Below are 25,082 nucleotides of genomic sequence, written 5' to 3'. Positions count from 1 at the left end.
GGAAGGGGTCGATGCCGCGCGTTCCGTTCCAATTCGTCGAGGTGATGCCGTCGTCGGCGGCCAGACCGCTCAGTCGATCGAGATGGCTCATGATTGTTGCGGCGCTGTCGGTAAGCTGTGCTGCGGCCTTGGTGAGACCGGCCACGGCGGCGGGGCCATGCGACAGCGTCGCCGATGCGTATGCACGGGCTCAATGTGTGTTGGGCGAGATGCAAGCTGCTGGTTCGGTCAGCCCTGGAAACTTGGCGCCGAATATGACGCAGACGCCTCAGTACGGCGGGGCTACCAGCTGTACAACCTCCGGCTGTTCGGGAGCGTCGCAGGAAGGGTATTTCAGCAACACGGGAGATATTGGCTCTCTCAATTCGGATTCCTCCAACGCGACGTTGACGGATCCAACGTATTCGACGCTCCAGGGGCAGAAATCGTCCAAAGATGGATGGGATGTGAGCACAACCGCTCCGGTCAAGACCGCCGAGGCGGTGGCCTCCAGCATCACTCCGTCACCAGGACTCAGCGCGACCTGTGTGGACGTCCCGACCTGTATCGAATGGGTTCCTGGCCCGCCCTCCATCCAGACCTGCCAAGTCCCCGGGATAGCCGAAACCATGTGCTACAGAACCTGGTCTCCTTCGTTGACGGCGGCAGCCTGTTCCGCGCCCCCGAATGGGACGCCTCCGGTGGATACCGAGACCTTATTCGACGGCTGCTCGCCCTACCAAGCGTTGGCGACGAGTGGACAAGCGACGCAGAAGTCAGAGACCTGTTTGGATAATGCCACACGCACGGTGACATGCTCAGACCCGACAGGGGCCGCGATCGGGACGGGTGGCGGCTGGGGAGGGTCTCACGATCACACTCCCGGGATGTCGCAAGCGTGGTACGGCATCAATTATGTGATTCCGACTCCCAACGGCACAGGAGGCTACACGTTGAAATTCAGTTTCTCCGGGAATGCTGTCGGAGAAAACAAGTACGGCTGTACGAACGCGAGCGGGAGTGCCGGAACGGTGGTGGTGTCAGAAGGTGGGGCAACCTCGATGACAGGCAGGCCGCCTTTTTGTAATCGTAAGTGTGGCTGCTGGGGCAACGGGATGACGTTTGTCCTGGGAACGGCGATCTGGACGGGACCGACGACGTTTCAGATTCCATTTACCTTTTGGTGGGAGGCCCATGCCTATAGCGTCACGATCACGGGTGGGCTCACGTGGCAAAGCTATAACGTGAGTCCGCAGTCCGGGTGCTGGAATGAGCAGCAGACCTGGCAGATTCAGAACCAGGCTCCCGATACCTGCCAATCGTATGTGGCGGCGGGCTGTACGCAGATCGGGTCGAGTTGCTCGCAATTCAATACCACCACCGGGACCTGCGAGATGTACACCAACACCTATTCCTGTGCGTCGACGCCCGTGTGCGACAAGACCGTCACGATGAAGCAATGCACTCAATGCGGAACGCCTGGGAGCTATGTGCCGTTTTGTGTGAATACGTCCACGCCGCCGGACCAATCTCTGGCTCTGTCCGCCACGTATCTCCAGCTGATCAAAGACGTCGAGAACGACTGGGATACGAGCAGTTTGCGAGTCTTCAACGGAACGAGGATGGCCTGCGATTACAGCACCATTGCGTCCGTGCTGATCAACTGTTGTGACGCGAGCGACCCGAGCAAATTGTTGGGAACCTGTTCGGACGAGGAGATTCAACTCGCAAAGGATCGGCAGTTGTACAAGGCCCACTACGTCGGCGATCGCTGCGTCGAGTGGATCAGCTTCGGGCTGGGAAAGGTCTGCATCCGAAAGGAGCAGGTGTTTTGTGATTTCAAGTCGGAACTGGCCCGCATTGTCCAGGAACAAGGCCGCGCCCAAATCGGTTGGCCCTGGGGTTCCGCCGATGCGCCAGAGTGTAGTGGGTTCAGCATCACGCAATTCTCCTCGTTGAATTTCGCCGCCATGGACTTTACCGAGTGGTACGTGCACGTCAGCGCGAATATCGATCCGGCGGCCGTGGCTTCCGACATGAACGCGAAGATTTGCGCCTACAGCGGAAAGTGCTAGCGCAGAGGCCAAAACGGCATGGTGCATATAGTTCTGGTTGGCGCGCTCCTGGTCATTGCGCTGGTTCCAATAGGAGCCGAAGCAATCGGCGGATCACCCCTCAGCGGGGACACCTACTGGTATCTGAACCATCGCTGCATTCAGGAGGCCGCGCACCGATACCAAGTCTCGCCTGTTCTGCTCGAAGCGATCGTGCACGTGGAGAGCGAAGGGAATCCCTTTGCGGTCGGGGTCAATCGCCAAGGCGAGGGTGAGTCGCGCGGCAGGCTGTCCTATACACAAGCGGCGGAGCTGGTCAGTCGCTTATGGCAGCAGGGCGCCAATTTTGATGTGGGACTGGGGCAGATCAACAGTCGCAATCTGGAACAGTATCGCGTGCATCCCGTCTATCTTCTGGATCCCTGTGTCAATTTGCAGTGGGCGGCGTTCGTGCTCCGGCAGAAGCTCGATCTGTTTGGAAACAATTGGGTCGCGATCGGACGGTATAACGGTTCGAAGCGGCTGACTCAGTATGTGTGGAAAGTCTATCGCTCGCTTGTTGATCTGGAACAGGTGAGGAAGACACGCCGATGACTTGCGAGCAAGCGGGTCTTGCTCCTGCACCTCCCGGACGGGTTTGAACAGCTCCAGCATACGGTCGCCCCTGTGTGCGGGACACTCACCAATCGTAGCGAGTCGCTGGGAGCATTTCATATACATTCGGGAATGAAATTGAATGGTTGAACAGTGGCTGGTGGCTGTCGAGGCGGGTCGGTGGAAGACGCGGACGTGAAGGTCGTTGCGATCGAGGCGGTTCCGGGCCATGAGAATCGGGTGATGCGATATTTGCAGCAACTTCACACCGCACGGATGACTGAACTCGTGAAGGGCTATGTGGTGTGCGAGTTGGATCGGACAAAGATTGAGGCGGTGTCGAAGTTTCCTGGTGTCAGGAGAGTGATGCCGATCGAGGATCTGTGCGATGCGGGAGCGTTAGGCGCACCTCCCAGTGCTCGTGAGGAGACGTTCGTTCCAGGAGACCTCGTGCGCATCGCCCATTGGCCGAGTGCGCCCGTGATCGGGTTCCTACGAGAGTGGGACGGGGAACAGGGGGTGGTGGACGTAGCCCTGTTCGGGCGAGCGATTCCCGTCCTCGTGACGCGGCCAGCGATTGAACCTGTTCCGTTGCCCGAACAATGGGCCTAGCCCGTGGTGAACCGATGGCTGAGTGCGGTGGTAACCCGATTGGGATGGAAGCAATCAGTCAGCGTGGCGGCGCCACAGCCTCGTGTGCCCGACCCGATTCAAATCGATTTGTCCGACCTGGCCAAGAACCTGTGGCTACCTTTGAACGTTGATTTCATGCGGATCGAGGTCGCGCCGGAGGAGGGTCAGGCGAACGATCGGGCCATGGAGGCCGAATCGGACGCGGCTCAGCCTGGTGATACTCCTGAAGCGAAGGAGGGCGCCTCTTCCGACATGCCTCCGAATCAATCCCGATCTGTGAGCCAGCCTCTCCGACCGGAAGGCCTTCAGTCCTCCGCCCTGGTGCGGGATCTACTGGTACCGTATCAGGCCATCCTCGAGGCACAGCGTGTGTGGGTGCCTATCCTGGAAATGGTGAAGGTGCTGGAGCAGTACGGGCACTGTCCGTCAGTGGTTGTCACTGCGCCAGAGAAGGATGAGGAACACAGCGATCTATACAGTATCCGCGACACATTGGCGAGAGTGACGCTGAAGGAGCACACCCATCGCGTTACGCTGCTGGCGATGAAGAGTCTCAAGGAAACCTATCGCGACTATGAGCCGCTGGTCCCGAAGATGCTGATGGCCGCGCTGGGCCATGATCTGGGAAAGATTCCGGTGTTCCGCGCGAGCGGGATCTACACGATGGGTGACCATCCCGCTGTGAGCGCGATGAAGGTGCAGGAACTCTTCGCAGGCTCCGACATTCCGTGGCTGAAGGAGTCGTTGGATGCGATCCGAGGACATCATCGAGCGAGTAAAGACCAGTTCGACGCTCTCCTGCGGCAGGCGGACGGACGGGCGCGAGAATTGGAGGTGGCTGCCTTCTCCAAGGAATTGAAAGTGCAGCCGTGGGAAAGCTGGTTTTCGGTTCCCCGCTTGCTGGAACTGATGGAGCCGAAGATCAACCAGCTCCAGCGGGGCGGGAGGTGGTCCGCCATCTCCATCAAGGATACGGTCTACGCGCATCCTGACCTGCTCCTCGACGCGGCCCGGCGCCTCTCCGCGGAGCGCAAGGTGGTGGATCTCTCTTTGATCCGGCTTTCCGATCGCGAGAAGGCCTTGCGCCGCATCGTCGATGAAGTACGGCGTGCTGACGTCCTTGCAGTACCGATCGGGGAGGGATTCTATGGGCGGAGCTATCAGATCATCATGAACAATCCGAGACGGAGAAATACGCTCCCACCTCGTAATTACTTTGTCCCGATCAAGCTGGAAGTCTTCAACGTGCCGGCGTCGGATCTGGAGGCCCGCAAGTCCGGTATCCTCCAAATCGTTGTCGAACTGCGGGCGATCTCGTAGGAGTACCCGCTGGCCATGGAGAATCTCATCGATTATCTGAACCCGCTCTCCTATATGACGCTAGAAGAATATTTGGCCTGGTGGAACTGGGTCTTTGCGACTTTGTTCCGGGGTGTGGTGGCGCGAGTGTTGGCGGTGACGTGTCTCGGATTCGCGTTCTGGTACGGGGCCTACAAACAACGGTTAGCAATCGGCATCTTCTTCTACGCGCTGACGATCCTGCTTGCCTATGTGAATTCGGTCGTCCGATTCTTCGGCGGGGGGTGAACGATGGAGAAAGGGGGACGTCCGGGGCCATTGTTCGCAGAGGGTATGGCTAGGGCCAAGCCCCGGAGCCTCATCGAGGCGATCTCCGAGATTCAGATTCTCGCGACGGTCGTCAAGACGGGGCGGGAGATTCCTGAGAACTATCTCTTGCTGGACCGGCGGATCGCGTATTTTGAAGTGGGAGTGAAAGGGGCACTGGCCGATGGTTTGATCAGCGCCTTGTTCGTCCCGGTGAGCATGGGGGTGTTGTCGAACCTCGTGCCGATCTTCGGCACGCTCAGCCCGAGCTTATTTGATCAGCTCTTCTCCGTCCTGATCGCGATGGCGTACGGATTGGGCTACAACGTCATGATCGGGGTCAATCTGGGCAACTGCTACTATGGGAAGGCGTGCCGGCAAGCCATCGACAGCATTTACAGCGCGATGGTCACGTTCAACATCTTGAAGGTGATCCTGGTTTTTCTGCTCTTCCACGGATTGCACGGATTGCTCACGCCGCATTGGGTGCATGCCAAAGCCGAACAGTTGTGGCCGGCGTGGCGGGTTCTTATGAATCAGGCTACGGCACTGGAGGTGCAAACGTGGATCCTGAATGTCCGCGAGGTGCTCCTTCTGTCGAGCTGGTTCGTTGTCTTCAGTACGGCTGTCTCGCTCATCATCCCGCGGATCTTGTTCGTGCGCGGCTCGAAGCAGGCGGAGCTCGAGCATCGCCGCAACATGCTCTACGACGGATACTGAGTAGGTATGCGATGGTGCCAAAGCCGGATTTGATTTGGGGCCAATTCAGCATCCTCAATGCTGACCCTGGTTTCACAGGTCTTATTTCAGAAACTCAACAACTTGCCATCCTAGAGGGAGTGAGATCGAGTGAGACGGAATCTTTAAGATTTCATCCTTAGCGGCTTAGAGAAAAAGGATTCGACCGTTCCACGGTCAAGAGACGCAGTCTTAATGGCGGTTCTGAATTCGCCGTGAACTGATCCATATTCCTTGCCGGCAAACTGTGCGCGAAGATTAGGAAGTTCGGAAGCAACTCGGTTACCTTCCTTAACAATATCTTCAATTACCGCATGAAACAGCCCTTCAATAAAAGGTTCCGCGATGGCATCCGGATAAACATCTGAAACGACTATTGGTCTAATGGGAATATCTTTTGCTTCCGCTATATTGGCAAGAACCCATTCTGGATGGCCCTTCGCCTGCTGAACATCCCGTTTTGACAAAGCACCATCTGGCTTCTTGTCAGACTTATTTTCAATGGCATAACAACAGTCATGAAACAACCAGACAACATCCGGAACGCCATCTTCAGTGCGACGAAATACTTTGGCGCCAAAACACTCACCTAATCTTTCTAAGCCAATATTGAATTGGGTCGGGTCGTCAGGTTTGCTTAGCCCCTCCAGCATTTCATCAAGTTTTCCACTAAAGCGAGGACCTTGCCATCCCCACTTTTCGAAAATATTCCATATAGATTCCGCTCTAATATCATCGATGTCGGACGGATCCACCGATGTAGCTCTGCTACGTGCACGCAAAAGGTGATCCATGAAACCCGAATTTATCCGCGTTGCTCGTGCTCGTTTTAGGCAATCAATTTCGCTTACCGTATCGCCGAGGTGAAAAGCTGCAATACTCGCAAGGTACCACCACCAGGCTCTATAGCCTGATAGTTCATGATCGTTGGTGCGATCGGCCTGTTCACGGGCGGTGAGAAGGGCGTGTGTGAAATCGCTGTCCCAAAGTGACCTTAGATAATTGACCTCCGCTATAGCACCTTGGCTGTAAGGATCATCTCTCTCTTCATGGCCTTCGATCGTTATATCTTCTAAACTTTCATTCGCTTGCTTTCGATAGTCTGAGTCCATTAGTAGCCCAATAATCATGTCGCTCAGTTGATGGCGATGTTCTTTCGCCACGTCGCTTTGTTCCATACCCCATGTTAGTTCTCTCTGAATTTCCTCAGGGAAGCCCTGGACAAGTGCCGGCGTAGTCAAAGCATTGAGTAGGCTTTGGCCCAACATAATGACAACCGCAAAATCCGTTGCGTCTCTTGTGCATCGCCCCATTCCCTGAATAAGCCTTGTCCTTTCCCGCCGTCGCAGCAAGGGACCCATTTTCCAGTGGTCGCGCATATGACGTTCAAGAGCATCTATAGCAGCCGCTGTTTCCGAGATAATTAGTAAACGACAGGTGTCACCCGGCAAATCTATGCCATCGTATCGGCCAGCAAGACACAATATTCCGCAAACACTATTGGTGAAGGGTTCAAGCGACTCTTCAATATCCGCTGCGCTAAACTTAGAAGGCTGTGGCTTCATGCCACCCGAGATCCGAGTGAACGTTCTGTCCGCGGTTAGAAAAGATGGAGCCAGTAAAAGGGCCCGACGAGGTGCTATGGCCTTCCAAACCTTGGCTATGAGATCGGAACATTCTTGTTCTGAATGACATATTCCTGGTACGAATACATATCTTTTTCCCCACTCAGCGTGCCTTGCTCTAATCGGTTTTATGGATGTGATGCCATAACTTCTCTGTAGATCGCCTTCGCCTCCCAAAGTCGCGGACATATAGATTCTCTGCTTGGTGTTAGCAAAAGGGGCATGCGTATGGGTTGGAGGGATTACAGGTCTGAAAACAATCTCTCTGGTCGACACTAAACAAAGGCAGGCTTGGATTTGGTTTCGAATTAGACCCCATGGAAAATAAATTTCCGCGTCTCTTTCACGATCGAAAATAGCTGTAATAGCTGGCACGACTCCAGAAGAAGCATGTACATCGGCTAATTCGACCACCTCAAATTCATCTTCGTCCGTCACTACCCGAAATTGTGCATCGGTAAGAGAAGGCCTGATTGCAGTCAAAACCTCTGAGTAAAGTCGGCGCGGCGCGTCCTTGCGAACCCTAACGGTCCACATTCCGCTCACAAATGACTCTGCACCATGTGCATCATCGAAGATGAGGACATCAGACTCTTGTATGACTGGATTGACATTGAACAGGTTGGAGTATGTGGATACTGCGACTGCTTTTGCTAAACTATATTTCCCTACTTCAGCCGGATGGCGGCTGTCTTTGTTCCCGGTAAGATCTGCACACTCAATTCCAAGATTTTGCGCCTCTCGCATAACTTGTTTGGCAAGTTGATTCGTCAATACAAGATAGGCCACTTTTTCGCCGGATCGACGTCGACGCCACTCTGCTATAAGTAAACCAACGGCCGTTTTCCCAGTTCCTGTGGGCAGTTCGAGAGCGATATCCCTGTCCGCGCAATCTTTATACTCTCTTAGAACATCGGCCTGGGGAACCCTGAGATATCCGTGACTACCAGCACGATTTGGTAGCTTCGAGAACAATTCCTCCGGTGAGGAATAGTTAACGGCCGCTTTGGGCTTACGAAATTCTGGTCGGTTCCCTGTGTCGCTCATATTTTCCTGCTTGTCGTGTGGGCTGTGATAGCGGCTCAGCAGAATACCGTTTTCGCTTTAGCATGTCACCATGATATCTCAGAACCGACACTGCGGAGGTTTGTTCAGGTGATAGTCCAACCAAGCCGCGGGTCGCCGGTCCACCGACCATCAGCGAAGCGTTGCTTTTTCCTCTACCTCTCGGAAGACGGTAAAGGTCTCAACTTTGTCCATTCCGAAATAGGTCACGGTTGAACGTCTATCTAGCCTTGCTATCCCTAAGTCTCGCGGTCCAGCAGATAAAAGGTCACAGGGACGCATTCCTAAGCCGCTGTTCCTACATTTAACCTGTCCCCCAACCATCTGATTTGGGGACCGCGATCCTTTAGACACGGCTCTCAATCTATCGACAATCGCGGTGCCGGCAAATGGGGTCTGCGGACTAGCGATCCATAGGGTTTATGAACCTGAAAAAATCGTGTGTGAGTGTCCTGGGTTCTGGGATATGTTCAGACGGCGTCGAATCTGCGGGCCAAGGCGAGCAATGTGTGGACGTACCTCCCAGCTACGATGCCGACCTTGTCGATGCGAAGGCTTGGTTGATAAGGGATTGAATCTCGTTGGTGGCAGGGATTGGCCTCTGCGGTTTGGATGCTCGGAGGGTCCGCTCCGAAACCCGCCGCTGGATCTGTCGGGGCTTGCGAACTCCGCGACGGCCTTTCATTCTGCCCCAGTCTGCGAGCTGTTTTCTTAGGATGCTTTTGACGATATGACCCCGTTTTCGCGTGGGCAGGGACCATATCCACCGCCGGAGCGCAACGTCGGACGGATCTTCTTCGTTGAAATAGAGCCGGTAGATGCGATGCCCCTTCCCCGGCTCATTTCTCATATGGTCCCTCCCACACGAAGCATATCTTCATCTTGAATTGCTTCCTCTTGGCGATCCCGCTCGGACTCTGGATGATGGACTGCATTGTTCGTGACCGGTCGTTGATAGACCCACCGGCCGAAGTGCAGATACCCGCAGGCGTTCGCGTATTGCGAGTCTCTGAGAAATTCCACTTTCTCTCGGAATCCGGAAAGATAAGGCTTGAGGATCAATGCGCCTCCGCCGCAGAAAATGACGCGGTCAAAGGACGGAGCGCCTGGTCCCCAGAGTCTGGTCATTTCGCCGAGGATGCGTTCGGCAAATGGTTTGAGAAGGGGTTGGATAGTCTCATCGATGAGCTTTTGGGCGAGATTGTCCCCTTTGACCTTTATCGGGCGAAAACCTTGAATCGCGAGATCAATTTCGTAGGGATCGATTGTTCTTTCATGTTGGTGAGTCAAGCTGTCGGCAACGCGTGTGAAGAGCTCTGTGACGCCCAGGACCTTGCCGCATGAGAGGTCGCTCAGGAACTGGCGATTGGACATGCCGACAAACTCGGTTGTGCGCATGCCGATATCGACGAAGGCGTTCCGGCCTTCCTCAGAACCGGGATGCGCAGCGATCGCGGCGAAAAACGCCCCCACGCCCTGAGGGAAGACCGTGACCTGGTTCGTGCGAAGTCCCTTCCGGACTACTTCTGCCACCTGAGTCTGGGCCACTGCAGACGCATACACATGGAGCGGGAGGCCCGTGAACACGTGGGCGCCTTCGGGCACATGGCGTGCTGCAAATGCCACGAGCGCCTTAAACGTGGGAGAGGTCCACCACCCGTCATATTGTTCGCGGAACCTCCAGCCCGCTTGGACTGCTTCCTCGCCAACGACATAATCGGCTCCCTCGACCTGAACGGCGCTCTTTGAGAGCGAGAGACCCAAGTCGATCGAGGTGACGGCAACCGGTGCCACCAGCGAGGGATAGATGAAGCGTCGCCCATCTTCAAAGACAATCTTCGTGTACCCGTAGCCCACGTCGAGACCGATGAACGGCACGTCTCCGTTCAATCGGTTCGGTGAATGTCTAACGCCTGACGTCATTCCTGCCTTGGCGGCCGCCCTTGTGCGAGTTGCCATGTAGCGCTCCTTTAGTTCGACTGGTTCGCGGTAACGGATAATCTGGCCTCTCGCCTGTCGTATTACTGACCAGAAGCCGGAGAGCTCCCAGGATTCCAGGAAACCATCAAAGTCACCAGGCCAAAGAGGAAATAGGGAATCGCGAACAAAGCCGAAAGTCTGAAATAGGAATGGTAGCAATATGTTAGAGAATGAAGACGATGTAACGCTGAAGGTCTAAGGAGGGTCGCTCTATCCTTATATATAGGCGTATAAGGCGGGCCCTCTCTGTTGAGGTTGCCTCAATGCCCGGATCAGCCTGTTGAGTGCGACTGCCTGGAGTATTTCTATGCTCCACGAGATCAAGGGGTTTGGAGGGTGGGTCTCGAAGCAGTAATACCTCTACATCCGAATTGCCATGAGACTGAGGGATACTACGATGGTTCCCTTCAGAGTGAACCTGCTTATCATGAGGCAGTACGGGGTTCCGAGCTGTTCGCGCTTCCTGGATGAGGTTGCTGAGGGATTGTGCTCAAGACGTTCGCACATAACAGATATGAATATACTGTCCTGAACTCACGACGCGACGGAGGGAAGGTAAAGCGGGGTGGGGAACGGGTCCGGTGAAGTGAAGATATCTGCTGTTTCTGACGAGGCGTTGATGGTAGGGCCTATTGATGGGACTCAGGTGTCGAACCCGGTCCAACCTGCCTCTGAAAGCTCAAGCGACACAGGCAGACGAATCAGGATTCGGATGTACTGCGAGGAGGTCGATACTTTGTTTGTCCGGGCAGAGGCGGAGTGCCCCGAGGCAGTGCCGTTCATGTATCAGCGTGCCTGTAGTTACGGGATGACAAGCCAACGCTGGATGAAAACGGAAAAGCAAATAGAAATGTGGCTGCGAAAGAATTACCGTACGATGCCCACCCGTATTGCAGACTATCTCATCGCGTACCATAAGATTGATCCGCGAATGAAACCGTTCCTCATCAACCTGGCGCGGAAGGTCAAGGCCAGGTATCGGATGAGAAGGCATCGGGGGAGAATCGAAGTCCGTATCATTGATGGGAAAGAACAAGTCGTGAATCTTGGTTACGAGGCGGAGACTGGGCGCGAGGAGGGGGCTTCATAAGGGAGGACACCTGGGTTCGGTGAGCAAGATCTCGCAATTAGAAGGGAGCACCGCGGAGTTCTGTAACCTGCCGGCGCGAAGCGCCGGCCTTTCCCTCAGGTGCCAGGTGCGCAATGCAGCCCTGGTACGGAGCGGCGAGTGCCCGCATCGTGGGCGCGAAGCCGCGACATTGGGACAGAGCGGCGTGCTCCCGCTCGATCTGCGGCAGCCCAAGGGAAGCCGGTTGTCTTAGAAGCGTGGTACGGTAGGCATGTCCACTCGCCTGAGAAGCACTAGCGACTCAGTGCCGCACGGATGGTGTTGAAAGTGTGGGTCCGGGCTTGCTCTTCTTCTCGTGCCTGCATTTCCTTGATCCGGAAATGTCGGCGGGCGAACGAGTCGACCTCCTGATGAGCCTTCCCCTTCAGCTTGTCCAGAATCCCCTCTGAGATCTGAATCTCGAACCGCATCGGCGCCTCCTTGGTTGGACGATCGTCAGCGTCGTCACCTCCTGCCGCCGTCCGCGGCGGCCTTCTTTTCGGTCGCAAGCGCATCAGCATCGAGGGGCGGTCGAAGGAACGGCGTCACATGCGTCCGTCGCGAAAGCGGTCGGGCCAGGCTGCCACCGCATACTCGTTTAAGTAAACAGTCACTTTTAAAAATACGACAAATAGCCCAGCAATTCGGTTGACCTTTATTGACTACTACTGTATGTCGGGTCGTCAGCACCTTAGGCGTGGTTGTCGAAGGGATCATTATCCGCACCTACCGGCTGTTTTCTCGACCTGGTTCCTCACATGGTGGCCGTCGGGTCTTGGTGTTCGATGGCTCTAATCGTCTTCATCTTCCGCTCACCCACTACTGCGAGGAAGCCTCATCACGGCTGTCGCGTGGGACCTGTCGCGCGTATATCTATGCCTTGATGCCATTTTTCTCTTGGCTGGACACCCATCAGTTCTCCTGGACAAGTGAACCAATGATTATCCGAGACTATGTTCGGGAGTATCTAACTCAGCGTTTGGCCGCGCAAGCTCGCCCTCATCACCTCGGCTTTGAGCTCGTGTATTTGACGAAAGAGACACGGACGACGCTCCGCGTATTTCTCGCCTCGCTCAAGACATTCTATTCGATCATGCGCAGAACGAAGCGCTATGCCTTCGACAACCCGTTAGAGCATCGGGCTGTTAGGACCGTCAACCAGATAGAAGGCCTGAAAAAAGAGCCGCCATATCCCACGATGCCTGAGATTAGCGGCGTCTCTCACCCAATGCCGAAGACACGGCTCTCGGAAAATTATTTCCGTTTGGAAGGAACTGAATGGAGGCCCCAGCCCATTGATGATCCTGCATTTCCAGCAATGGTGCTAGCTGGAGGACGGAGGCTCCCGCGTTGGCGAATCCGCGAGGAATGCATTGCGCAGATTCTCTTTAGCTCAGGAGCGAGAGTGTCGGAGGTCCTCGGCCTCACATTTGGAGACTGGGGGGCTCGAGGATTCTTGCAAGAGGCGACGGCGTTCAACAAAGGCAGCCATGAAGTGAGAACAAAATTTATCCGCTTTTCTCGCGAAGCCGCCAACCTTCTGCGCCGGTATGTGAACACTGAACGGCGAGACATCGATTCCCGCCATGCCTCGCTGGCCGATTATCAGAAGCTGGCTCGTTCAGGGATTGTCGATCTTCATACGATCCCACTGTTCATGACCGAACACGGGACCGTCTTATCTGCGGACCACTACCGTCGCTACTACTGGAATCCGGCGTGTGAAGTGGCCGGCCTGCGAGCGAACATGCATCAAGCTCGTCACTGGTATGTCACCTTGGCCATTCGACAGATCTATGAAACCTCGCAAAGCGAGGCGGATCTGAATCGCAAATTGCGTGAATTGATCGAGTATATGAGCTGGAAAAGCGGATGGGTGACCCTGCAGTCTTACGAGCACTATTTTAACGCAAGTCGTCACGCCGAAATTCAAAATCAACTGCACCAACACTTGGACAACGTCCTCCGAGAAGCTATCGTTGATCAAGGCTCCCGCCTCCCAACAAGAGCCATCACCCACAGACCAGGAACAGAAGACGCTGACTGGACGTTCTTACAAGAGTTAGGAGGTAACCTTGCAGGCGAACGTGACCCGGCCATGGAATCGGTTCAAGGGCCGTATTGATCCTCTGGTGTATCGAGCGCCACGGACAGGTGCCGATCCAGAGAATGGGCACAAATGGCCGAGCATCCATGATCGCATCGTGCGTCGCCTGGAGCGACGTCTTGGATATCCCTGGTCCAATCATCTGATTCTAGGAGCTGCCATTCTCTCTGCCAACCGTATGGATTTGCATACCATTGAAGGACGCATGGCTTCCTGCCACGCCCGGTTAAGAACGTTCTTCGAGGTGTTGAGCCTCAGATCGATGGACGACTGGAAGCCTAAGGAAACGATGATTGCGTATTTAAAAGGTGAGCTTGTGCCGGACGATACGGATCAGAGCCGGTATGGCTTTTGGCTGTCCTATAAATCCCTGGCCAGATACGGGAACCAATGGCTACAGACATTGTCCGCTCAGCAACAGGAGAAATACCGGCCATTCATTTTCCCTCTGATTCCGTTTGAGGAGGTCCGCGGTCTGCGAGACTTTGAGCAAATGCGTCAGCTGGCGCGAAAAAGAAGAAAGGCCGAGACCGATGCCATCGTTCGGCAGTATGCGCAGATCCGGGCTGAGGCGCACTTTCGCCTGAATCTGATCACTCGCATTCGCCAGGCTATGAAGGAAGCGGTGGAACGAGCCCCTCATGATGCCACAGGAGAGCCGGTCTTCCCGATCGCGTTTCACTATCAGGAAGGCGACGAAACCTTGCGCTTTCGGGTCTGGGATAAGAGAAGCATTCGCCTCACGTACCCTGACACATTTCGCGTCGAGGTGCGGCGGCGTGCGCACAAACAAAGGTGGGAGTTTGCACGGGGTAATAACTACCTCATCCTAGAATTTGTTCAGGCTGAGCGGACTGGAGCCGCCACGCCGGAAGGACTGTGGTTTGTTGATCTCATCAAGCAGAAGGTCCTGGGATCACAACGACAGATCAAGGAAGAGGAAAAAGAGCTGCGACGTCGGTGGTTCGCCGCGTGGGGATATTCACGCGACCCAAAGCTGTATAGTCCAGAGCCATTCGGCACGTATGTGGCTGGCGTCTTGACCCCAACGATCCAACAGGGGGGAGGGCATCACTTAGTGTGGTTGATGGAGAAGACGGGCAAGATATTGATCCCGTTAGAGTCCCTGTATGTCGCCAGCTTGTTCGGTCTCCTCGCGCTGGATCTGTGGACCACAACGGGCATGCGCATTAATGAAAGCTGCCAAGTGCGCCTGAGTAGCGACTGCCTCGCACGACTGATTTTCCCAGCGCCACCCGGAGCGAAAGATCAATCGCCCCGCATGCGGTACGTCTTACAGTTGGTTCCAAAAGGAGAACGAACGAATACTCCGCAGAATTATTTCATTGGCGAGGAAACGCGGCGCTTGCTGGTCAAAGTGGCCAAGATGCTTACTGAGCATTATGGGCTCAAGGCCGGGCAGCCGTTACCGCGGGTGCCTTATAACAAGCATCTGGCCCGGGCACATCGGTTTGGAAAAGCACCCTATATCTTCCAGTATTCGTCCAAACATTTGGATTATAAAACCCTCACCAGTTGTGTGCGCTTTCTTCTCCATGGGATTCCGTTGTCAACGGTCGACGGCACTCGCGTGGTGCTCCGCCCCCACCTGTTTCGCCATGCCTTTGCCACACATGCCGTGCAGGTTGAAAAACTGCCGATCGATATCGTGCGGGAAATGCTCAAGCAAAAGAACCTCGCCGTGACCGACTACTACAGCAAGCCAACTGAAACCTTCCTTGTGGACGCCAGTGACCAATACCTCGCCAAACTCGCATCTCATTTAAATGTGGGAAAGGCCGTCGTGCGTCTTCCAGAAGACCTCAAAGCTCTGTATGAGGAGGCACATGACAAGGTAGGAACCCTCACCGATGTCATCGGAGGAATCTGTGTGAGCCACGGATTCTGCACGGCGAAGTTTGCATGCGTCGGATGCCCGGGGAAAGTACCCGATCCTTCAAGGCGGCATCAGGTCCAACACAAACGTCAATGGGCGCTCCGGCAGATCGCCTTTACCAAGACAGAAGGGCTGCTCGCAGAAAGCCAGCGGATGCAGCAACTGGTGCGCGAGTGCGAACGGGAGTTGCAGGAAATGACGTTGATTGAAGAATATCGAAAGGACGAATCTCGTGTCCCGCTCATCCAAATCGACGAGCAGCCTACAAAGCGATAACCGACGTCCCTGGTTAGTGCAGCGGGTGTATGAACCGAAACGCCAGCGTACGGTCCTGCTCGTGCGCCAGTCCGTTCATGCACTGCTAAAGGCCAAACGAAAAGTCTCGCTGATGGCAATTGTCATGACGTCCAAGGAATTGGACCGAAAACATTTGGGGATCTCAGCCAGTGCGATCTTGGGCAATGATGAAGCCCGCGAGCTGTATGAGGCGCATCGCACTTGGCGGGCACCGCGTGGCAAACGACGCTTTTCGGTGGAGTGCCTCGAGGAGATGCCACAGCCGAGAGTAAAAGCTGGCCGCGATCTTCGCTTAGTGTACGAGCGATATCTGCAAATGCCGAAACGGGATTTAGCGTTACGGTTACTCAAAATGGAAGAAAGCTATGTCGCACTCGAAGAAACGTGGCTGCAGGCTAATGATACGCTCTACAATGCGATGCTGGGTCATCATGATAAATCCGTTCCAACGACCGGCTAAGGGGAACAGCCATCTGAGGTCTATTTGACGCCAGCTCCTTCTGACGAACAGTGAACGGGTAATGAAGTCAATTGGTCAGAGGCGGCCAAGCTCCTGTTAGAGCGGGCTTCACCATGGTTCCCCATCTCGTCGCTCTTGAAGAATGCAGGCAATCCGTTTCAAGTGAAGATTGGCGTTCGACCTTTAGGTCTTGAACGGGATCGTAGAGCCTGAAAGAGGCTTTATGCGCTACTAGCATATATGCAACCATTCATCCCTCATAGCGATTCGAATACGAGAACAAATCCCGGAAAAGATAATGAGGTGCGTGTGGCAGGGTAGACCGTCACGACAATAACAAAGCAATCGGGCTTCGGGTTGCGCGGCCAGGGTGTTCCAGACAACATCCGGAACACGAGCGAGGATCGTACCGTACTGCGAGACGTACTGCTCCCAGGTGAGTTCTCCGCGCTTCCAGCCCATCACCATAGACCACGTCGGGGCGAAGGATCGCCACAGTCCGATGGCAGACTTCACGGTCGTATCGATGCCGATCACGCCCGGCTTGATTTGTCCGCGGGTCAGTACAGTCATGGCGCACCTCCATGTATTACCCGGGAGGTGTGACCTACGAGCGCAGCGAGTCTGAGCTGGCTGTTACCGGCAGCGGCCGAGTGGATAGTGCGGCGGAATGTGGATGAAGAGCGTACGACGAGCCACCCGTCTCTCCTGGGTCTGGAAGACGTAGATCGCGATCGAGCCAAGGACGGTACCCAGGGTGACGGAAGCAACCATGAATTGCAGGATTCCGACAAATGCAGAATCGAAGATGTCCATGGCGCGCCTCTGAAGGATTGGGTGCCAAGTGGGTGGCCATGTTAGTCCCCATGGCCCAGGGTGGAGAGCGACAGACGCGCTCTCGAAACACAACAGGCGGCTCCATGGTCTGAAGCCGCCCGCTTTGAGCTGGATCAGCTCGGGGTGCTCGTGCGAGCCTTGCGCTTGACCTCAGCGGAGAACGCGACAATCTCATGCTTCGCGCGCTTATGGCCATCCTCGGTTTCCCAGCGACGCTGTTGGAGCTTGCCGGCGATGCCGATCCAATCGCCTTTTTGGCCTTCACCGGCGAACTTCTCGCCATCGGGGCCATACATGACGACTGTGACCCAGCATTCCCGCTTTCGCACATCCCCTTGCACTGGATACTCCTCGGTGCTGCAGAGATCGAACGTAGTCACAGCCTGGCTATTGGCTCGGTAGCGGATCTCCGGGTTCCTCGCAAGCCGTCCGGTCATCTCAAGCTTGTTCGTATCTTTGAATAGTTTCCGGTCCGTCCCCGAATCAGCGGTAGCAGTGCTCATCGCAACACTCCTTTTCATGGGTGAACAAAGGCCCTGCAGGAGTGCAGAGCAATAGAGAACGACAGGCCGGGGCCTGGGCCGTTCACCGAAGTGTGGTCTGATTCGTGAGGTGGGCTCGGGCCCCGGTCAACACTTCGGACATGCTGCCCGCGCAGCGGGCCTCATGACCGCTCGGACGGTGGAAAAAAAGACGTGCGAGGAAGGGCGCGTTTCACATAACGGGATCAGGAGTCGAGCTTGCGGGAATCGGAAGAGCGGGACTCTCGGCTGCCGCGCGGTTGGCGAGTTGATCGACGAGTTCGTTCATCGCAATGCCACGATGCGCCGGAACCTTCTGCCACGCGATCTCGATCGGCAACGCTTTGATGAACCGGGCGTACTCGCGGGTCGACGGGGTATTGGCCCGCCAAGCGCCGGTTGGCCAGGCGGCAATGCCCTTGTAATCGTGGTACACCGTGACTTGCTTGTACCCGTTGAGAACACACCAGGTCAGCGCGCGAGTGGCGGCCTCGAGTTCGGCTCCGACATTGCGGTGTTCGAATGCGCCGCTTTGCAGAAGGCTGCCGGAGTCCCGGTGCAATTCTCGATCACCTTGCTGGACGACGAACGACCACCCGAACCGGTACCCGAGCGGTGCCTGGAGACAGGCTCCGTCCACCCAGACCTGGATAACCGATGGGTCGATGGTCAGCGTGTCGTGACCCCTCGGAGCAGCAGAGCTCCCACCGGAAATGCGCTGCCATACCTGAGTAATGGTCGCTAGAATGGCCGGTGGACAGGAGTGCAATTCATCAGGGACCAAAGTGGGGCCACGTTTGCCGACATAAAGCTTGATAGCACCGAGATTGGGGCCGTTCTGCATCTGGATAAGCAGTTTCGCAGCGTAGTGGTTGTTCATCGACGGGCCTGGCGTGGCGATGATCCCTTGCTCTTGCAGTCCGCTGGTCATGGCATCTGCCAATTCCTGAAGCGTCATGTGCCCTCCTCGCTGTTTGTCTACCAGAGCCGCTGGGCCGGAGACAATGCCCGCGCAGCGGGCCAGCTGGTTCATAGTTTTCTGACGCGCGCGGGAAAACGGTACGATCTCCGGGTAGGGAATTGTAAATATCGGGCAAGCCGGATGATAACTGTCGGGAGCTGTTATCTGAAGGCGCGGGGTTCTGCGTGAAGAGGGAAAGGGGCAACCACTGTCTGGTCCGTGAGAAAGTCGAACTTTCAGAACCGATCAGGTTGAAAGTCCGAGGTGCTGCTCGACGGTCTGGAGCCGACGTTCAAGGCTTTCAACCCGCTCCTGAAGCTGATGATAGGACAGCTGGAGCATGGCCCGTGTATCGCGCGACTCTAGGTGGATTTCTGAGCGGATGTCGACAAGCTGTTGGCGTTGAAACTGCTGTCCTTCAATGACCAAGTCGAGCTTGTGGTGAAGATCTTCGACAAGGATGCCGGAGTGGCGCTTGGCGTCCGCGATGTCCTCGCGCAGGGTCGCGGTCATAGCGGCCATTTCTTGCCGGAGTTCAGTACGGAGCCCTCCCATTTCCTCGCGCAGGCCTTGTGACGCCTCCGTGACGATTTGGCGAATTTGAGCTAGGGAGTCGGTGTCCACAGTGTCTCCTTTCCGCAGTGTCGCAGTCTAGGATGTCTCCGGTCAGAAATCAACTCGATCGAGAACCTGTTCTCTCAGGTGGAGACGGGAAGAACTCTCCTTACAGCCGTAGCGTACTAGGGAGCAATCATGGCAGAACATCTCTGCGACCGTGCGGTGCGAGTTAGGAAACCGACACTGCCGCAGGAGATGCCTCGATCAGGTGCAGGGGTTGCCTGTGAGTGCGTGAGCGCGCCAGCACCTCCGAAAGCAATTGATCTGTTTGTGCGGTGGAATCCAAGTGGATATCCGGGACCGCTGCGAGCAGCGATGTCGCGGGCACGATGACGCCGTATTCCCGGGCCAGTTGAAGAAAGTCCCAGAGCAGCGGTTCGGGACTCCGTTGGAGTTCTTCGAGCGCCCCGGCGTGGCCGATGAGGATGAGCTTTCCTTTCGCGCGCGTGATCGCGACGTTGATGAGCTTGTGCGGCGCTGCGTCCTCGTGCACCCACCCGAGCATGGTCCGTGCGATGTTGGCCGTCGTGACCGTGTCGAAGATGACGACATCGCTCTGGCGTCCTTGGAAGCGGTGGACCGTTCCGGCCTGAACCAAATCTGCCAGCCCTTGAAGGCGGAGCAATCGTTCGATCAGATGGACCTGGGCGCGATAGGGCGCGATGATGCTGACGGATGGCGCCTCACCCGGGGTCGAGACGGTTTGCATGGCAAGCCGCACAGCGAGCATGGCGTGGTACAGGTTATAGGGCGACCCTCTGCGGTCCCGTTTGGTCACGGGATCGGCGCCGGCCGTGTCCAAGACGATCAAGGGCTGACCAGGAGCGGGCGCATAGGCCGTCAAGGGCCGACGGGCTGCCCCCATGTGGGCGGCCGAGTGATATGCGAGGCCGGCGCGGGCATACAGGCGCGCGGCAACCCGTGCGATATCTGGATGCATCCGGTACTGGGTGGCGAGCGACACGACCCGCTGATCCCGTCCGGACGTGATCTGCGCGATCTGATAAATATCCCTCGCGAGCCACGCTTTGGTGTGCTCGGTCTTGGCTACTGTGATTGGGGGCAATTGGAGATAGTCGCCGACGATGATCAGCTTCTTGGTTGCGAGACACGAGGCGGCAAAGACGGCGGGCGGCAAGCCCATACTCGCCTCATCCAGGATCACGACGTCGAACCGCTCGGGACTAAGCAATTTGGAGGCATAGGTCCGGGTCAAGGTGGTCGCAATGATCCGGCTTCGGTTGATGATCGTGCGTTCGATCTCCGCAATGCGCCGCTCTCCATCAGTGACGGTTTGCCGGAGCTCGCGGATTGTGTGCTGCGTGACGCGGACCAGCAGTTCGAGTTCATCAAGGGTGAAGTTGTCCGCTGAAAAGGGGAGGTGCTCTCTGGCTGCTCGCTCCCGTGCCTGAGCGTCCTGGATGAGTCGCCGTGATTGGCGGAGATCCTGTTCGAGCATCCGGAGGGCCGCATAGCGCCTGGCTTGCTCGGGAGTTTCTTCCAGAATGAATTGTTCCGTCTGCGCGATCTGCCGTCGCTTCAGTAGCCGGAACACAAAGGGCAGGGCCCGCAGGGACGCCAGGCGGTGGTGGGCCTCTTCCAACTCGCTTCGAACCCTTGCGATCGCGCTGAGGAGCCGCTCCTCATAGCCGACGAGCAGATCATGCCGTTGCTGCAGCTCGGCGACGGTGCGCTGGCAGATGCTGATCTGCAGAGTATGCTGGAGCAGGCTTTCAAGCCCGGGCAGGTCGGCTTCCAGGGCGCTGAGTTGCTTCCGTAGAGGCTCAACGGTTGCTTCGATAGCGGTCATCTGGTCCAGTACCAGGGCCTCAAGATTGGTCGTTTGGCTTCGCTCGGAGCTATCAGGGCTTGCAGTTCCTACGCGAACGATCGTTCCGCGGGGACAATCCAGCACCTTATCGAGCACAAGGTCGAGGATGTGATCGATGGCGGTGTTCGTCGGAGAGCAGATCAAGATCCGCTGCCCAAGATGCAGGAAAGCCTGAGCAAGGGCACTGATCAACTCGCTTTTCCCGGTTCCCGGAGGACCGAGGACGAACAGGAGGTCGTCCTGCAGCGCGCGTGCGAAGGCTGCGGCTTGTTCTGTATTCAGGCAGGGGGGTGCGGAAATTCCCGCGGAATCCACGAGTCTGGGGACGGCATCGGGCTGGAAGGCCTTGAGGCTGAGTGCGGTGTTGAAGTCGGCCTGCTGCCGCAGGATCTGGACCAGTCGTTTGTCGAGGGCCTGCAAGAGCTTGATGGAGTCAAAGGTGAGATGCGCTTGGGGGATTTCCGCCTGCAGTTCTGTATCCAGCGCCAGTGCGAGGCCATCGATCGAGAATCCAACGACTCGGCAAGGATGACGCTGGTCGTTCGCTAGGAGAGAAGGATGGGCGTCCTCCAGAATGTGGTCAGGAATCGGCTGGCAGTCGAAGAGGAAATAGGAGGTTCGCCCAGCACGGTGTTGGAGGCGGCCGTTGCGGATTGGGAAGGTGAAGCTGTCCGTATCGCTCAGAGGTTGCCGAGCCCGCAGCTCATCTGCGATGGCCTGGCGAAAGGATTCAATCATAGGGACGAGGGTGGAGTGATGGTCCGCATGGTCCATTTTGGGAGCGGTCCATCCTGCCGGAGTCTGCATGACATCTCCCTTGAGTGCCGAAGATAAGCGCACAGAGCATCGGGTGATTGAACCTGCGCTCGGGACGAGCGCCGGAGGGAGGACGGGCAAAGACAAAATACAACGTGGAGCCGCGTGGTGTTGTCGCGTGAAATCTCTATGTCGGTACACGAACGATCTGAAACCTGCCGAGGTCCGTGCGCAGCGCGTTCGCACCGGGCGCGTGTTGTGTGATCGGAGTGATGCCGTTGAGGCCAGGTCAGGCGGAGGTTGGTCTCAGTTATGCATGATGCCCGACCGAAAAAGATTTCGTGATGCAGGCGGCAAACTCTTGCAACTCGGCGCGCAGAGCCGTAGGATAAAGCCACTTTACTTCTTTTAGTAGGCACTCGCCGAATCATCTCTCTGCCGGTGAACTTCACGCGGCAGAACCTTTCTCAATTCTTCTCATCATCGTGACGCCGTCGTTTCACGACTGATCATCGTGGACAGCGCACGGTCCCTTCAGCAGCGATTGCGCGCCCTGCGCAGGCACAGTTTCACTCTTCACACAGTTCGACTCCATCACCAACATTCATCTGACCGTCGGCTCATCTGAGTCAGACGACCGTCGTCTGTCTCCACATGGATGCGGTTTTCCTTGATCGTATCGCACAGGCAGCGGCTTCAGCACACAGGAAAGGAGGACATCATGACAGTGCCATAGTCAGATCATCGGCAGGACAGCGCCACTCACAACCTTCCAGCTCCTCAAAACCATCCTTCCATCTGTTCTCTTCTGCATCAGGTCCAATCACCTCACATTCATTCCAGACATCGCATGACTCAACCTGGGCTCCGGCCCCGTGCTGAGCTCAGCACATCTTTATTGTGGAGGTACGCCCTATGGCAGGCATGAGCAAGAAGGAAAAACAGGCGTGGGAGATGCTTCTCGGGGACATCCGGCATGCGCGACGAACCTATCGGCACTTGATGGAACGTGCGCAGAGCGAACCGGAGAAAGTGCGGTTGTATCTCAGTACGCTCGATGAAGAAGAGATTCTGCGAGATGGCCTGTTGGGAAAACTGTGGCAGGTCGTCTCAGGTCAGGACGCCAATCGGCATCGGCACCCGCTCTCGACATGAGAAACAGGTGTAGATGATCGTCGGTCCCTTCCCGTTCATCTCAAGTTCCCACAGATCACAATCTTCTCGCGAACCTTTCGGATACAGCGTGTCGAGTCGAGTCTGACATCTCGGACACAGGACCGGCTTCGGCTGGAAGTTCCAATAGCGCAGCACTCGATCGAACCAGTCGCGCAGGCGTTGCTTGAGGTCATCGCTGCCGGTGTCACGGCTCTGTGACTCCTGCAGCAGGACCTCTGCTTCATCGTGGAGAGGCCCGCTGAGCGGGATTTCGACTCGGTAGGCTCTCATCGATTCACGATGTACTGCAGCGCAGGCGGATTGTCAATCCTTGTCACTCATCAGGAGGCCATCATGGAGAGCCATCACAAATGGAACGACTACTTCAGGTCCCATCGCGAATTCATCCTCGCGACGCTGTTCGAACCGGATCGGGTTCACACGGCAGCGGGGGACGTACTCTGCGAAGTCGATGGGAAGCTAGTGAAGGTCCGCACGCTCGTGGACGAGATTGAACAGCAAACGCGGGGGCAGGCGACGCTTCCGGAAACCTGGGAGTTCGACTTCGCCCGGAGAGTGGTCGCACAGGCGGCAAGGCTTGGGCGCTTCGAGCGCGAAGCCTTGATGACGTTTGCCCGGTACAGCCCAAGGGATCTGCCAAGGTTGTCGCAGGAAGCTCATGAAGCGGTCGTGACCGCCTCGCAGGCCCTCTATGCGGAACCGATTTGCCAACGTTGACCAATTCACCATGACACACACCATCGAAGGAGACACCATCATGACCACAACAACCACATCGAAGCTCACAGCGATTCGGACCATTCTTCGCAAGGCCATTCTGGCTCCACGAGCGCATGCGACCCGTGTCGCACGTCTGGAGAAAGAGGATGTGCAGGCCTTGCTTGAGGAGTGCCGGACTGGGAACCACAGAATCCACCCTGTCAATCTCTACAACCTCGAACAGCGATTGGCAGAAATGGAGGAAGTGGACTGGTCGAACCGGCTGATGCAGACAGCTCGCACGCCATTGGAGAATCGCTATGATGAAGAACATCAACCGACCAAACCCAGAGTCCCGGTTCTCCGCCGTCGATACCGCAGTGTGTATGTCACGCTGCGTGACGGACGTCGCGCACGCCGGTTGGATACCTCACGGGCGATGCCATTGTGCGGCCTTCAAGCGCCGGTGGTGTTGTCGGAAGAGGAACGACGAGGCGGAACGTGGATCACTGGTCCTCGGCAGTGTCCGATGTGCTTCGGATATCACCTGCCGAGGCCACAGCCCGAGAATCCGGTCTCCTTACCTCGCACATCCGTATCTACGCAACCGGCATGCCCGCGATGCAAGGCGTCGGTGGTGCTGGAACGGGTGGTCTCCGGGACTTCCGAATCTGGAATCCTGGAGAAGAGTTGTCTGTGCGGGTGGAGTGAAACAACGACACTGCTGTCAGCGGAAGACCAGGCTCAGAACGAGCTGGCGTTATCGCGGGCAGCGGTGCGTGATGACGACCAGGAGCCAGCCCTGATGCTTGGCGACGTCGCCCAGGAATTTGCGGAGGTGGCGGCGTTGGGCTCAGTGGAGGCGGAGGATTTGCTCTGCAGCGAGGTGCCGGATGCGGATCGGGAGGAGGATCAAGACCCCGAGAAGACGGATGCGGCATCCCTTTCGACCGAGGAGAGATCCGATGAGGAACTAACCGAGGAACCCTCCGACGAAGCAGCATCAGCAGATCAGGAGGGATCCGAGCAGGAGGATGCCGATGACATGCTCATCGCGCTCCAGAACCGGTTCTGGCAAAGCCTGTCAGTCAAGGCGTTGCGTTGTGGGCTCCTTGAAGCCACGATACTCGGCCGCCTGTCGGGGAGCCGAACGGATCTGGTGTGGGCGGCTGCATCGGCCACGGCCGAATCCTGTGTCAGGATGAAAGAGAGGGAGCAGCGTGAGGTCGCGCATTGGCTGGTCGCCGCGCCGGAGGATGTCCTCTGGAAGCTATTGCCGGAATCTGACCTCTTGACCGAGATCACGACCGAGGGAATGCAGCGGGTCCTGCCGCCGATTTCGGTGAAAATCGAGCGGTGGAAGTATTCCTGCCGCGTCAAACTCGCGCGCTTCATCTATCCGCAGGCAGGAATCCGGATCCTGGCTCCCAAGTTCGGAGTGTCCCAGGCCGTGTTCCAGAGAGCTTGCGGCAGGTGACAGGCAACGAGACGGAAGGAATTCTGCCCTCAGGGCGGTGCGGAGTTCCTTCCGGTCTCCCTAC

At 56.6% G+C, this 25,082-nt stretch carries 24 protein-coding genes; 14 read left to right on the top strand and 10 right to left on the bottom strand.

The window, feature by feature from the left end:
- Positions 1-11: 11 nt before the first annotated feature.
- The 6 genes from traN to KJA79_RS09430 all read left to right on the top strand — a co-directional run bounded on the left by traN (position 12) and on the right by KJA79_RS09430 (position 5,585).
- Positions 12-2,054, top strand: coding sequence for a conjugal transfer protein TraN (gene traN / locus KJA79_RS09455; protein WP_213041792.1), 2,043 nt, complete (start codon positions 12-14; stop codon positions 2,052-2,054).
- Positions 2,055-2,072: 18 nt separating this feature from the next.
- Positions 2,073-2,627 (top strand): transglycosylase SLT domain-containing protein, encoded by a 555-nt coding sequence (locus KJA79_RS09450; RefSeq protein ID WP_213041791.1) that lies wholly within the window; start codon positions 2,073-2,075, stop codon positions 2,625-2,627.
- A 153-nt stretch (positions 2,628-2,780) separates the two neighbouring features.
- A complete protein-coding gene (locus tag KJA79_RS09445; RefSeq protein WP_213041790.1) occupies positions 2,781-3,239 on the top strand; it encodes a transcription termination/antitermination protein NusG in 459 nt (152 codons plus the stop codon).
- A 3-nt stretch (positions 3,240-3,242) separates the two neighbouring features.
- Positions 3,243-4,580 (top strand): HD domain-containing protein, encoded by a 1,338-nt coding sequence (locus KJA79_RS09440; RefSeq protein ID WP_213041789.1) that lies wholly within the window; start codon positions 3,243-3,245, stop codon positions 4,578-4,580.
- A 15-nt stretch (positions 4,581-4,595) separates the two neighbouring features.
- Positions 4,596-4,847 carry a hypothetical protein gene (locus KJA79_RS09435; protein ID WP_213041788.1) on the top strand — a complete coding sequence of 84 codons (252 nt, stop codon included), beginning with the start codon at positions 4,596-4,598 and terminating at the stop codon, positions 4,845-4,847.
- Positions 4,848-4,892: 45 nt separating this feature from the next.
- A complete protein-coding gene (locus tag KJA79_RS09430; RefSeq protein ID WP_213041787.1) occupies positions 4,893-5,585 on the top strand; it encodes a hypothetical protein in 693 nt (230 codons plus the stop codon).
- Between the two features lie 143 nt (positions 5,586-5,728).
- On the opposite strand, the gene KJA79_RS09425 is transcribed toward KJA79_RS09430, so the two are convergent.
- Both KJA79_RS09425 and KJA79_RS09420 read right to left on the bottom strand, forming a co-directional pair.
- The gene (locus tag KJA79_RS09425) at positions 5,729-8,275 is read right to left on the bottom strand and encodes a DEAD/DEAH box helicase (protein ID WP_213041786.1); all 2,547 of its coding nucleotides are present in this window, start codon (positions 8,273-8,275) and stop codon (positions 5,729-5,731) included.
- Between the two features lie 864 nt (positions 8,276-9,139).
- The gene (locus KJA79_RS09420) at positions 9,140-10,252 is read right to left on the bottom strand and encodes a ParM/StbA family protein (RefSeq protein WP_213041785.1); all 1,113 of its coding nucleotides are present in this window, start codon (positions 10,250-10,252) and stop codon (positions 9,140-9,142) included.
- 898 nt (positions 10,253-11,150) lie between these two features.
- Between KJA79_RS09420 and KJA79_RS09415 the strand changes: the two genes are divergently transcribed.
- Both KJA79_RS09415 and KJA79_RS09410 read left to right on the top strand, forming a co-directional pair.
- A complete protein-coding gene (locus tag KJA79_RS09415; protein WP_213041784.1) occupies positions 11,151-11,363 on the top strand; it encodes a hypothetical protein in 213 nt (70 codons plus the stop codon).
- A gap of 19 nt (positions 11,364-11,382) precedes the next feature.
- Positions 11,383-11,595 (top strand): hypothetical protein, encoded by a 213-nt coding sequence (locus tag KJA79_RS09410; RefSeq protein ID WP_213041783.1) that lies wholly within the window; start codon positions 11,383-11,385, stop codon positions 11,593-11,595.
- 40 nt (positions 11,596-11,635) lie between these two features.
- Here KJA79_RS09410 and KJA79_RS09405 read toward each other — a convergent pair whose 3' ends face one another.
- Positions 11,636-11,812: a hypothetical protein gene (locus KJA79_RS09405; protein WP_213041782.1), complete on the bottom strand. Its 177-nt coding sequence runs from the start codon at positions 11,810-11,812 to the stop codon at positions 11,636-11,638.
- A 1,025-nt stretch (positions 11,813-12,837) separates the two neighbouring features.
- Here KJA79_RS09405 and KJA79_RS09400 point away from each other — a divergent pair.
- From KJA79_RS09400 to KJA79_RS09390, 3 genes are read left to right on the top strand one after another with little or no spacing between them, the layout of a single operon-like run.
- Positions 12,838-13,506, top strand: coding sequence for a hypothetical protein (locus tag KJA79_RS09400; protein ID WP_213041781.1), 669 nt, complete (start codon positions 12,838-12,840; stop codon positions 13,504-13,506).
- Positions 13,457-15,661, top strand: a complete 2,205-nt coding sequence (locus KJA79_RS09395) for a site-specific integrase (protein WP_213041780.1) — start codon at positions 13,457-13,459, stop codon at positions 15,659-15,661. The genes KJA79_RS09400 and KJA79_RS09395 overlap by 50 nt, the downstream gene beginning before the upstream one ends.
- Positions 15,662-15,686: 25 nt before the next feature.
- Complete coding sequence (locus KJA79_RS09390; RefSeq protein WP_213041779.1) at positions 15,687-16,142, top strand: hypothetical protein; 456 nt, start codon at positions 15,687-15,689, stop codon at positions 16,140-16,142.
- Between the two features lie 231 nt (positions 16,143-16,373).
- Here KJA79_RS09390 and KJA79_RS09385 read toward each other — a convergent pair whose 3' ends face one another.
- From KJA79_RS09385 to KJA79_RS09360, 6 genes are all read right to left on the bottom strand, one after another.
- A complete protein-coding gene (locus KJA79_RS09385) occupies positions 16,374-16,715 on the bottom strand; it encodes a DUF488 family protein, N3 subclade (RefSeq protein ID WP_213041778.1) in 342 nt (113 codons plus the stop codon).
- Between the two features lie 63 nt (positions 16,716-16,778).
- Positions 16,779-16,958 carry a hypothetical protein gene (locus KJA79_RS09380; protein ID WP_213041777.1) on the bottom strand — a complete coding sequence of 60 codons (180 nt, stop codon included), beginning with the start codon at positions 16,956-16,958 and terminating at the stop codon, positions 16,779-16,781.
- A 134-nt stretch (positions 16,959-17,092) separates the two neighbouring features.
- Positions 17,093-17,482 carry a single-stranded DNA-binding protein gene (locus tag KJA79_RS09375; RefSeq protein WP_213041776.1) on the bottom strand — a complete coding sequence of 130 codons (390 nt, stop codon included), beginning with the start codon at positions 17,480-17,482 and terminating at the stop codon, positions 17,093-17,095.
- A 211-nt stretch (positions 17,483-17,693) separates the two neighbouring features.
- Positions 17,694-18,458, bottom strand: coding sequence for an RNase H family protein (locus KJA79_RS09370; RefSeq protein WP_213041775.1), 765 nt, complete (start codon positions 18,456-18,458; stop codon positions 17,694-17,696).
- A gap of 249 nt (positions 18,459-18,707) precedes the next feature.
- Positions 18,708-19,085: a hypothetical protein gene (locus tag KJA79_RS09365; RefSeq protein ID WP_213041774.1), complete on the bottom strand. Its 378-nt coding sequence runs from the start codon at positions 19,083-19,085 to the stop codon at positions 18,708-18,710.
- A 163-nt stretch (positions 19,086-19,248) separates the two neighbouring features.
- A complete protein-coding gene (locus KJA79_RS09360; protein WP_213041773.1) occupies positions 19,249-21,717 on the bottom strand; it encodes a DEAD/DEAH box helicase in 2,469 nt (822 codons plus the stop codon).
- Positions 21,718-22,581: 864 nt separating this feature from the next.
- On the opposite strand from KJA79_RS09360, the gene KJA79_RS09355 reads away from it, so the two are divergent.
- On the top strand, positions 22,582-22,821 hold the full coding sequence (locus KJA79_RS09355; RefSeq protein WP_213041772.1) for a hypothetical protein: 240 nt from the start codon (positions 22,582-22,584) through the stop codon (positions 22,819-22,821).
- On the opposite strand, the gene KJA79_RS09350 is transcribed toward KJA79_RS09355, so the two are convergent.
- Positions 22,777-23,112 (bottom strand): hypothetical protein, encoded by a 336-nt coding sequence (locus tag KJA79_RS09350; RefSeq protein ID WP_213041771.1) that lies wholly within the window; start codon positions 23,110-23,112, stop codon positions 22,777-22,779. The two genes, KJA79_RS09355 and KJA79_RS09350, sit on opposite strands and share 45 nt — an antisense overlap.
- Before the next feature lie 63 nt (positions 23,113-23,175).
- Between KJA79_RS09350 and KJA79_RS09345 the strand changes: the two genes are divergently transcribed.
- Together KJA79_RS09345 and KJA79_RS09340 are read left to right on the top strand one after the other, a co-directional pair.
- Entirely contained in the window at positions 23,176-23,559 is a 384-nt protein-coding gene (locus KJA79_RS09345; RefSeq protein WP_213041770.1) for a hypothetical protein, read from the top strand.
- A 40-nt stretch (positions 23,560-23,599) separates the two neighbouring features.
- Complete coding sequence (locus tag KJA79_RS09340) at positions 23,600-25,018, top strand: hypothetical protein (protein ID WP_213041769.1); 1,419 nt, start codon at positions 23,600-23,602, stop codon at positions 25,016-25,018.
- Positions 25,019-25,082 lie beyond the last annotated feature (64 nt).

The sequence above is a fragment of the Nitrospira defluvii genome (assembly GCF_905220995.1).
GTDB lineage: Bacteria > Nitrospirota > Nitrospiria > Nitrospirales > Nitrospiraceae > Nitrospira_A > Nitrospira_A defluvii_C.
This window is presented reverse-complemented; position numbering and strand designations above follow the sequence as displayed.

Excerpts from the sequence above, each read along its gene's own strand:
- traN (WP_213041792.1), top strand. The coding sequence starts at position 12 with ATGCCGCGCGTTCCGTTCCAATTCGTCGAGGTGATGCCGTCGTCGGCG.
- KJA79_RS09450 (WP_213041791.1), top strand. The coding sequence starts at position 2,073 with ATGGTGCATATAGTTCTGGTTGGCGCGCTCCTGGTCATTGCGCTGGTT.
- KJA79_RS09435 (WP_213041788.1), top strand. The coding sequence starts at position 4,596 with ATGGAGAATCTCATCGATTATCTGAACCCGCTCTCCTATATGACGCTA.
- KJA79_RS09430 (WP_213041787.1), top strand. The coding sequence starts at position 4,893 with ATGGCTAGGGCCAAGCCCCGGAGCCTCATCGAGGCGATCTCCGAGATT.
- KJA79_RS09425 (WP_213041786.1), bottom strand. The coding sequence starts at position 8,275 with ATGAGCGACACAGGGAACCGACCAGAATTTCGTAAGCCCAAAGCGGCC.
- KJA79_RS09420 (WP_213041785.1), bottom strand. The coding sequence starts at position 10,252 with ATGGCAACTCGCACAAGGGCGGCCGCCAAGGCAGGAATGACGTCAGGC.
- KJA79_RS09415 (WP_213041784.1), top strand. The coding sequence starts at position 11,151 with ATGCCCACCCGTATTGCAGACTATCTCATCGCGTACCATAAGATTGAT.
- KJA79_RS09405 (WP_213041782.1), bottom strand. The coding sequence starts at position 11,812 with ATGCGGTTCGAGATTCAGATCTCAGAGGGGATTCTGGACAAGCTGAAG.
- KJA79_RS09385 (WP_213041778.1), bottom strand. The coding sequence starts at position 16,715 with ATGACTGTACTGACCCGCGGACAAATCAAGCCGGGCGTGATCGGCATC.
- KJA79_RS09380 (WP_213041777.1), bottom strand. The coding sequence starts at position 16,958 with ATGGACATCTTCGATTCTGCATTTGTCGGAATCCTGCAATTCATGGTT.
- KJA79_RS09375 (WP_213041776.1), bottom strand. The coding sequence starts at position 17,482 with ATGAGCACTGCTACCGCTGATTCGGGGACGGACCGGAAACTATTCAAA.
- KJA79_RS09370 (WP_213041775.1), bottom strand. The coding sequence starts at position 18,458 with ATGACGCTTCAGGAATTGGCAGATGCCATGACCAGCGGACTGCAAGAG.
- KJA79_RS09360 (WP_213041773.1), bottom strand. The coding sequence starts at position 21,717 with ATGCAGACTCCGGCAGGATGGACCGCTCCCAAAATGGACCATGCGGAC.
- KJA79_RS09355 (WP_213041772.1), top strand. The coding sequence starts at position 22,582 with ATGGCAGGCATGAGCAAGAAGGAAAAACAGGCGTGGGAGATGCTTCTC.
- KJA79_RS09350 (WP_213041771.1), bottom strand. The coding sequence starts at position 23,112 with ATGAGAGCCTACCGAGTCGAAATCCCGCTCAGCGGGCCTCTCCACGAT.
- KJA79_RS09345 (WP_213041770.1), top strand. The coding sequence starts at position 23,176 with ATGGAGAGCCATCACAAATGGAACGACTACTTCAGGTCCCATCGCGAA.
- KJA79_RS09340 (WP_213041769.1), top strand. The coding sequence starts at position 23,600 with ATGACCACAACAACCACATCGAAGCTCACAGCGATTCGGACCATTCTT.